This is a genomic window from Alistipes sp. CAG:268 (assembly GCA_000434235.1).
In the GTDB taxonomy this organism is placed as follows: Bacteria; Bacteroidota; Bacteroidia; order Bacteroidales; family Rikenellaceae; genus Alistipes; species Alistipes avistercoris.
Genome location: FR891976.1, coordinates 47,143 through 53,502, shown reverse-complemented (window position 1 = coordinate 53,502; position 6,360 = coordinate 47,143). Strand labels below are relative to the sequence as shown.

General features: G+C 63.5%; 5 protein-coding genes. 3 read left to right on the top strand and 2 right to left on the bottom strand.

The features are described from left to right. A partial coding sequence (dnaX, locus tag QZL63_RS02615) for a DNA polymerase III subunit gamma/tau (protein WP_290585680.1) occupies nucleotides 1-1,172 on the bottom strand: 1,172 nt, incomplete at its 3' end. 97 nt (nucleotides 1,173-1,269) lie between these two features. On the opposite strand from dnaX, the gene uraH reads away from it, so the two are divergent. Then, the gene (gene uraH, locus QZL63_RS02610) at nucleotides 1,270-1,689 is read left to right on the top strand and encodes a hydroxyisourate hydrolase (protein WP_022307783.1); all 420 of its coding nucleotides are present in this window, start codon (nucleotides 1,270-1,272) and stop codon (nucleotides 1,687-1,689) included. A gap of 220 nt (nucleotides 1,690-1,909) precedes the next feature. Next, nucleotides 1,910-4,510, top strand: a complete 2,601-nt coding sequence (clpB, locus tag QZL63_RS02605) for an ATP-dependent chaperone ClpB (protein ID WP_022307782.1) — start codon at nucleotides 1,910-1,912, stop codon at nucleotides 4,508-4,510. Nucleotides 4,511-4,627: 117 nt separating this feature from the next. Here the strand turns inward: clpB and QZL63_RS02600 are convergent, their stop codons facing one another. Further along, complete coding sequence (locus QZL63_RS02600; RefSeq protein ID WP_022307781.1) at nucleotides 4,628-5,557, bottom strand: glycosyltransferase family 2 protein; 930 nt, start codon at nucleotides 5,555-5,557, stop codon at nucleotides 4,628-4,630. A 66-nt stretch (nucleotides 5,558-5,623) separates the two neighbouring features. Between QZL63_RS02600 and QZL63_RS02595 the strand changes: the two genes are divergently transcribed. Next, a partial coding sequence (locus QZL63_RS02595; protein WP_290585672.1) for a hypothetical protein occupies nucleotides 5,624-6,360 on the top strand: 737 nt, incomplete at its 3' end.

Below are 6,360 nucleotides of genomic sequence, written 5' to 3'. Positions count from 1 at the left end.
GCTCCCGTTGCGGCCGGAGCCGTCGGGGGCTGAAGGTCCGGCAGGGGATAGGCTTCCGGAGATGTCAGCGGATTATTTTTTTTTTGGCCGAGCCCTGCGATTTTCATCAGGCCCAGCTCCACGAGCAGCCGCTGGTTCGACGACTGCCGTATTTTCCCGTCGATGTCCGTCAGAACGGAGATGGCTCCGAAGAGGAAATCGACACTGCAGGCGCCCGCCTGCGTCCGGTATCGTTCGAGCAGTGTGCCGGTCATCTCGATGAGCCGCAGGGTCTCGGGCCGTGAGGCCATCAGCAGGTCGCGCATGTGGCGGTTGAGTCCCGCCATGAAGGTCTGGCCGGAGAATCCCTTGGCCAGCACGGCGTCGAACGAGACGAGTGCACGTACGTAGTCGCCCGCGAGCAGCATCTCGGTGATTCCGAAATAGGTGTCGTAGTCGAGGACGTTGAGCGTCTGGGCCACGTTGCGGTAGTCGAGCGTCGTGCCGCAGAACGAGACGGCTTTGTCGAACATCGACAGGGCGTCGCGCATGCCGCCGTCGGCCTTCTGCGCGATGAGGTTCAGCGACTCCTCGTCGGCGGTGATACCCTCCTGGGAGGCGATGTAGCGCAGGTATTCGACGGCATCCTCGACGCGGATGCGGTTGAAGTCGTAGATCTGGCAGCGTGAGAGGATCGTCGGCAGTATCTTGTGCTTCTCGGTAGTCGCCAGGATGAAGATGGCGTGGGCGGGCGGCTCCTCGAGGGTCTTCAGAAAGGCATTGAAGGCCGCGGCCGAGAGCATGTGTACCTCGTCGATGATGAACACCGAGTAGCGTCCGACCTGGGGAATGATGCGCACCTGGTCGATCAGCGTGCGGATGTCCTCCACGGAGTTGTTCGACGCGGCGTCGAGCTCGTGGATGTTCAGCGAACGACCCTCGTTGAACGAGCGGCACGATTCGCATTCGTTGCAGGCCTCGGCACCGTGGGGCGAAAGGCAGTTGATTGCCTTGGCGAAGATGCGGGCGCAGGTGGTCTTTCCCACTCCGCGGGGGCCGCAGAAGAGGTAGGCGTGCGCCAACTGTCCGCGCTCGATGGCATTCTGGAGCGTGGAGGTGATGTGTTTCTGCCCGACGACCGAACGGAAGGTCGCGGGGCGGTACTTGCGGGCACTGACGATGAAATCACTCATGGTCTTGCAAAGATAGGAATATTATTCTATTTTTAGCGCGGGGAGGTGAATTAATGCGGCCTCCCGAATTTGTCAAACCTTATAGTTTTCGGATGTTATGAAGTGGATTCGAATGGTGGCGATTGCGGTGTCCGTACTGCTTTTCGCCGTGCAGGTGTCGGCCAAGGACCCCGTATATCAGTTGAGTACGCACATGCTGGATGTCTCGCAGGGCGCTCCGGCCGCGGATGTCGCCGTGGCGCTTTACGCTGCGGAGGAGGACGGTTCGTGGCGCCTTGTGGCCGAGCGCCGGACCGATGGCAACGGGCGGGTCGGCGACCTGCTGCCCCTGGACGGGCCGAACGGCAACGACGGGGTCTATCGGCTCCGCTTCGAGACCGAACCTTACTTTGCGGCCCGGGGGCTCGGCTCGATCTATCCCTATGTCGAGGTGACCTTCCGTATTGCGGGCGACGGGCATTACCACATTCCGATCACCATGTCGGCGAACGGTTATTCGACCTACCGGGGCAACTGACGCCTCACCGGTCTGCCGGCCTTGCGGTCGGTGCCGCTGCGGCGGGAAGGTTCGGACCTTCCCGCCCGTTTTCTGCCGATTTGGCGGAGACTGTCAGTCGGCGTGTGTCATTTTGTGACATTTCGGACAAAATGTGTGTCGAAATATCCGGGCCGGCGGCCTGGCAGGCCTTTTGCGGTATTGAGTGTCGAACAACGAAACAAACGAAAACAACACGGATATGAACATCAACACTTTAACCATCAAGGCGCAGGAGGCGCTGCAGGCAGCGCTCAATCTGGCGCGGGAGCGCGGGCAGCAGGCTGTCGAGCCGCTCCATCTGTTGAGCGTCCTGATCCGCGAGGACGATTCGCTCGCGACGTTCCTTTTGGGACGTGTCGGCGTGAACGTGCGCGGGCTGCGCGACGAGGTGCAGCGCAGCGTGGGTTCGCTGCCGCGGGTCGAGGGAGGCAACGGCGAGCAGTACTTCTCGCAGGACGCATCGCGCGTGATCCAGCGTGCGGTCGATTTCACGAAGACCTTCGGCGACAAATATGCCTCGGTCGAGCACCTGCTGCTGGGGCTTCTCTCCGAGCGCGGTCAGGCCGCCGACCTGCTCAAGCGGGCCGGAGCCACCGAGAAGGAGCTCGTCGAGGCGATCCGCACCTTCCGCAAGGGGGTGACGGTCGATTCGCAGACCTCCTCGCAGGAGTTCGACGCGCTGGGCAAGTATGCCATCAACCTCAACGAGCAGGCGCGTGCCGGAAAGCTCGACCCGGTGATCGGCCGTGACGAGGAGATCCGCCGGGTGCTGCAGATCCTCTCGCGCCGTACGAAGAACAACCCGATTCTGGTCGGCGAGCCGGGCGTCGGCAAGACGGCCATCGCCGAGGGCATTGCACGGCGGATTATCGACGGCGACGTCCCGGAGAACCTGAAGTCGAAGGTGATCTACTCGCTCGACATGGGTGCGCTGATTGCCGGTGCGAAGTACCAGGGCGAGTTCGAGGAGCGTCTGAAGGCCGTCGTGCAGGAGGTCGTGCAGAGCGAGGGAGAGATCCTGCTCTTCATCGACGAGATCCACACGTTGGTCGGCGCCGGCAAGTCGTCGGGTGCGATGGATGCCGCAAACATCCTCAAGCCGGCACTCGCCCGCGGCGAGCTGCGGACGATCGGAGCCACGACGCTCGACGAGTTCCAGAAGTACTTCGAGCAGGACAAGGCCCTCGAGCGCCGTTTCCAGAAGGTCATGGTCGATGAGCCGACGCAGGAGGATGCCATCTCGATCCTCCGCGGCCTGAAGGAGCGCTACGAGAACCACCACCAGGTGCGGATCAAGGACGAGGCGATCGTGGCGGCCGTCGAACTCTCGACGCGTTACATCACCTCGCGGTTCCTGCCCGACAAGGCCATCGACCTGGTCGATGAGGCGGCGTCGCGGCTGCGTCTGGAGATGAACTCCGTGCCTGAGGAGATCGATACGCTGGACCGCAGGGTCCGTCAGCTCGAGATCGAGCGCGAGGCGATCCGCCGCGAGAAGGACAAGGAGCGCATCGACCAGCTCACCAAGGAGATCGAGGAGCTCAAGGCGAAGGATGCGGAGATGCGGGCCAAGTGGCAGGGGCAGCGCGATCTGCTCAAGAAGATCCAGGCTAACAAGGACCGCATCGAGCAGCTGAAGGTCGAGGCCCAGCAGGCCGAGCGTCAGGGCGACTACGGCAAGGTGGCCGAGATCCGCTACGGCAAGATCCAGGAGGCCGAGAAGCAGATCGCGGCCTTCCAGGAGGAGTACAAACTGGCTGCCGCCAATGGTTCGATGATCAAGGAGGAGGTCGATGCGCAGGATGTCGCCGAGGTGGTATCGCGCTGGACGGGAATCCCCGTAACGCGTATGCTTGCCTCGGAGCGTGAGAAGCTCCTGCACATGGAGGAGGAGTTGCACAAACGGGTTGTCGGGCAGGAGCAGGCCATTGCGGCCATCTCGGATGCCGTGCGCCGTTCGCGTGCCGGACTGAACGATCCCCGCAAGCCGATCGGGTCGTTCATCTTCCTCGGCACGACGGGTGTCGGCAAGACCGAGCTGGCGAAGGCACTCGCCGAGTTCCTCTTCAACGACGATCAGATGATGACGCGTATCGACATGAGCGAATACCAGGAGCGGCACAGCGTCTCGCGTCTGGTCGGAGCGCCTCCCGGATACGTTGGCTACGACGAGGGCGGCCAGCTCACGGAGGCCGTGCGCCGCAAGCCCTATTCGGTCGTGCTGCTCGACGAGATCGAGAAGGCACACCCCGACGTCTTCAACATCCTGCTGCAGGTGCTCGACGACGGACGGCTGACCGACAACAAGGGCCGTACGGTCGATTTCCGCAACACGATCATCATCATGACCTCGAACATGGGCTCGCAGGTCATTCAGGAGAACTTTGCCGAGGCGTTTGACGGCAAGCGCCTTTCGCCCGAGGTCATCGAGCGGACGCGCCGCGAGGTGATCGACCTCCTGAAGCAGCAACTCAAGCCCGAGTTCCTGAACCGTATCGACGAGATCGTGATGTTCGAGCCGCTGACGCGCAAGGATATCGAACGCATCGTGGATATCCAGATGGGCGGCGTGCGCCGCATGCTGGCCGAGAACGGCATCCGTCTCGAATACAGCGACAAGGCGCGCGAGTGGATTGCCAATGCGGGATTCGACCCGCTCTACGGAGCACGTCCCGTAAAGCGTACGATCCAGCGCTACGTGATCAACGACCTCTCGAAGCGGATCCTTGCCGGCGAGGTCGATCGGTCGAAGCCCATTTCGATCGACGCAGGTGCCGACGGGCTGGTCTTCACGAACTGACCGGTCCGGCCGAATGCAGAAGGGACCCCGGAGTTTTTCTCCGGGGTCCCTCTTTTTTTGTCGTTGCCGGCTGCTGCAGCGGCATTGGCTCCCAGCAGGACCGCTCCCTCGGGGTGCTCAGAGCCCTTTGCGGGCCAGACGCCAGGCCAGGGCGTTGTACAGGTTGAGCAGCGGGGCGCGCCATCCGACGGGCAGCCGGTTCAGCAGACGCACCTTGCGCAGCGTGCGGCGGTAGGTTTTCGTGTAGCCGAAGCAGGCGACGGCCCGGGCTGCGGCGGCGGTGTCGCCCTTGGTCGAGAGGATCAGGGCCTTGCCCAGGGCAGCGCGGGCGATGAACTCACGCTCCTCCTCGGGGGCTGCAGGGTCGTAGAGCGCCTCGAACGAGTAGCGGGTCCGCTCGGGGGTGTAGCTTGCGGCCGAGCGGTTCGAAGCGTCGCGTGCGTAGCGAACCAGCCGCTCGGGCGAGAAGCAGACGCGGTAACGGCGGGCGATCTCGATCCAGACGTAGAGGTCCTCGCCGATCTTCATCCCTTCGGGGAAGCCGCCTACCTCCTGGAGCACCCGGCGGGGGATGCAGACGGCCGAAGGTATGGCGATATAGCGGTGTGCCGAGTCACGGAAGAAGTTCCCGACGATGCCCCGTCCCTCGGGACACGGCGCGGGGACGAGCCCTTCGCGGCCGAGGATGTGGAAGGCCGTGCAGTAGATGCCGCAGCCGGGGTATCGGGTGATGAGCGAGACGATCTCCGAAAGGAACCCCGGTTCCCATTCGTCGTCGGCGTCGAGCAGGGCGACGTACTCGCCCCGGGCCTCGACGATGCCTCGGTTGCGCGCGGCGCAGACTCCGCCGTTCGGCTGCCGGATGAGCCGGACGAGCGGATCCCGGAAGGCTGCGACCTCGGCGGCGCTGCGGTCCGTCGATCCGTCGTCCACGACGATCAGTTCGAGCGGCTGCCGCCTCTGTGCGAGCACCGACCGCACGGCGCGGGCTACCTCGCGCTCCTTGTTGTAGAGGGGGATGACGACCGAGATGGTGGGTTCCGACATGCGTGTGGCTCTTTTGTTGCGAAGATATCGATCTTTTGCTACTTTTGCAAATAAAACTCCGCACGCATGACCCCATTCGAAAAGCTCGATCGATTCCTGCGCAACCTCTACGAGACGGCCTTTTACTTTGCCGTGATGGCTGTCAAGGAGAACTTCCGCAACTACGTCGGGCGTGCCGGTACGCCCGGAACGCCGCGGGGGACGATGGCCATCCTGGGCAACGGCCCCTCGCTTGCTGAGGAGCTGCCGGAGCTGCTCCGTGATCCGGGCGACCGCGACTTCATGGCGGTCAATTACTTCGCCCTCGACGAGCGCTTCACGCTCCTCAGGCCGTCGTATTATGTGCTTTCGGACCCGATGTTCTTCCGCGACAGTCCTCTGCGCGACCGCGTGGCCGAACTCTACCGGGTGATGAACGAGCGGGTCGCGTGGCCGATGACCCTCTACGTGCAGTATTACAACCCCGAGCGGTTCGACTACCGGGCTGCGCTGCCCAATCCGCTGATCCGCATCGTGCCGTTCCATACCACCCTGTTCCGGGGGTTCCGCTCGCTCGAGTTCCGTCTCTTCCGCCGCGGGCTGGGAAGTGCCAACTTCGGCACGGTGGTGCAGGTCGGCGAGTACATCGCCCTGCTGCTGGGCTATCGCCGGGTGGAGCTCTACGGCGTGGACCACACGCTGCTCGAGGGACTCTGTGTCGATGGCCGGAACCGCCTTTGCCGCGCCGACCGCCACTACTACGACGACGGGACGGTGCGCGAGCCGCAGCCCGTCTTCCAGCAGGTGCCGCCTGTACCCTACAC

Coding starts and splice junctions, on each gene's coding strand:
- uraH (WP_022307783.1), top strand. CDS start 1,270: ATGAAGTGGATTCGAATGGTGGCGATTGCGGTGTCCGTACTGCTTTTC.
- clpB (WP_022307782.1), top strand. CDS start 1,910: ATGAACATCAACACTTTAACCATCAAGGCGCAGGAGGCGCTGCAGGCA.
- QZL63_RS02600 (WP_022307781.1), bottom strand. CDS start 5,557: ATGTCGGAACCCACCATCTCGGTCGTCATCCCCCTCTACAACAAGGAG.